The sequence below is a fragment of the Acidovorax sp. KPB24-07 genome, assembly GCF_057543315.1.
This window is the reverse complement of sequence record NZ_BAAJYS010000563.1, coordinates 1-1,746: the sequence shown is the minus strand read 5'-3', so window position 1 is coordinate 1,746 and position 1,746 is coordinate 1. Positions and strand designations below refer to the sequence as shown.

The 1,746-nt window shown below is 71.2% G+C and carries 3 protein-coding genes; 1 reads left to right on the top strand and 2 read right to left on the bottom strand.

Going from position 1 to position 1,746, the window contains the following annotated elements; translation table 11 throughout:
- Positions 1-212: YciI family protein (locus AC27IQ_RS23865; RefSeq protein ID WP_487091044.1), on the top strand; the 212-nt coding region annotated here is incomplete at its 5' end.
- 21 nt (positions 213-233) lie between these two features.
- On the opposite strand, the gene AC27IQ_RS23860 is transcribed toward AC27IQ_RS23865, so the two are convergent.
- Together AC27IQ_RS23860 and AC27IQ_RS23855 are read right to left on the bottom strand one after the other, a co-directional pair.
- Positions 234-791, bottom strand: coding sequence for a DUF924 family protein (locus tag AC27IQ_RS23860; protein WP_487091043.1), 558 nt, complete (start codon positions 789-791; stop codon positions 234-236).
- A 113-nt stretch (positions 792-904) separates the two neighbouring features.
- Positions 905-1,744 (bottom strand): OmpA family protein, encoded by an 840-nt coding sequence (locus AC27IQ_RS23855; protein WP_487091042.1) that lies wholly within the window; start codon positions 1,742-1,744, stop codon positions 905-907.
- Positions 1,745-1,746 lie beyond the last annotated feature (2 nt).

The window sequence follows — 1,746 nt, the reverse complement described above, 5'->3', positions numbered from 1 at the left end:
TGCAGCCCGGGCCGTTTCCCGGCGTGGCCGAGGTGCTGGGCGGGTTCTGGATCATCGAGGTGGCCTCCCGGGAGGAGGCGATCGCGTGGGCCTCGCGCTGCCCGGCGTCGGGCAACGAAACCATCGAGGTGCGGCAGATCCAGGAGATGTCGGACTTCCCGCCCGATGTGCAGGAGGCCGCCAAGGGCTTCACCGAAATGCAGGGGCGCTGAGGGGCGCCCGGCAGCACCCCCTCAGAACGCGCTGCCGGGCTCCTGCAGGAAGGCCGTCTCCTGCGGCGTCGAAGGGCGGCCCAGCACGGCGTTGCGGTGCGGAAAGCGGCCGAAGCGCGCCACGATGTCCCGGTGCCGCACCGCGAAGTCGAGGTTGTTGGCGTTGCCGAGCTGCGTGAACAGCGCGACCGATCGCGCCTGCACCGCAGCGGACTCGCTGTGCATGTAAGGCATGTAGAGAAACGCGCGCCACGCGGGCGGCAAGGCGGCGTCGGCCTGGGCCGCCACGGCCTCCTGCGCGAGCACCAGGGCCATGCCGTCGTGCGCGAACGCCTGGGCGCTGTCGCGGTGCAGGTTGCGGGAGAACTGGTCCAGCACGATCACCTCCGCCAGCCGGCCCTGCGGCGTGGCGCGCCAGTCCCACAGCTCGGCTTGCGCCGCCTCGTGGTGCAGGCGGGCGAAGCGGTCGCGGATGGCGGCGTCGAACGCCGCGTCCTTAGCGAACCATTGCTGGGGCGTGGTTTCCTCGAACCAGAAGGTCAGCACATGGCGTGCGGCATCGGGCAAGTCAGGGTGCATGGCGGATCGGATCCAGAAAGGGTGGGAGACGAAAGAAAGCCGCCGTGCCCGGCAGATGCAGGGAAACGGCGGCGGTCGGTGCGGGCGGTGTCCCGCCCGCGGGTCGCTGGACTTTAACGGCCCTTGAGGTTGCCCTGTGCGTCGGCGATCACGATCTCGACGCGGCGGTTCATGGCGCGGCCTTCGGGCGAGCCGTTCTCGGCCACGGGGTAGGACTTGCCGTAGCCGCGTGCCGTGATGCGGCTGGTGTCCACGCCGCGCTGCACCAGCGCGTCACGCACGGCCTGGGCGCGGCGCTCTGACAGTTCCTGGTTGTAGCTGTCCGAGCCCACGCTGTCGGTGTAGCCCTCGATCAGCAGCTTGCGCTCGGGGAACTGCTTGAGGAAGTTGGCCAGCTTGTCCAGGCGCGGACCGGCCTGGGCCGACAGGTCGGCCTTGTTGAAGGCGAACAGCACATCGCCCAGCGTGACCAGCAGGCCGCGCTCGGTCTGCTGGCCTTCGATCTCGCGCAGCTGCGCTTCGAGCTGGCGCACGCGGTCCTGCGCGGCCCGGGCTTGCGCCTGCTGCTGCGCGGCGAGTTGCTCGGCTGTCATGGCACGGGCCTGGGCGACCTGCGCATTGCGGGCCGAGGCTTCGGCCTCGCGGGTGCGCGCTTCCAGGCGCAGGCGGTCGGTCTCGCTGCCGGCCTGCTTGATCTCGGCGTCCAGGCGGCGGGCCTGGGCCGTGTTCGTGGCGATGGCGGCGCGCTGCGTGGCCAGGTAGGCCAGATGGTTGGCTTCGGACTCGTCCTTCTCGTCGCGCAGCACATGGTCGGCGCGGGCCAGCGTGTCGGTGGCGGCCTTCAGTTCAAGCTGGGCGTATTGGTTCACGGCCGGATCGGTGGCGGCGCGGTTCACGGCGGAGCGGGCCTGCTCCACGGCCGGCAGGGGGCCGGGCGACGCGCAGGCGGCCAGCA

Bases quoted from the DNA above. Each gene is read 5' to 3' on its own strand.
- AC27IQ_RS23860 (WP_487091043.1), bottom strand. From the start codon at position 791: ATGCACCCTGACTTGCCCGATGCCGCACGCCATGTGCTGACCTTCTGG.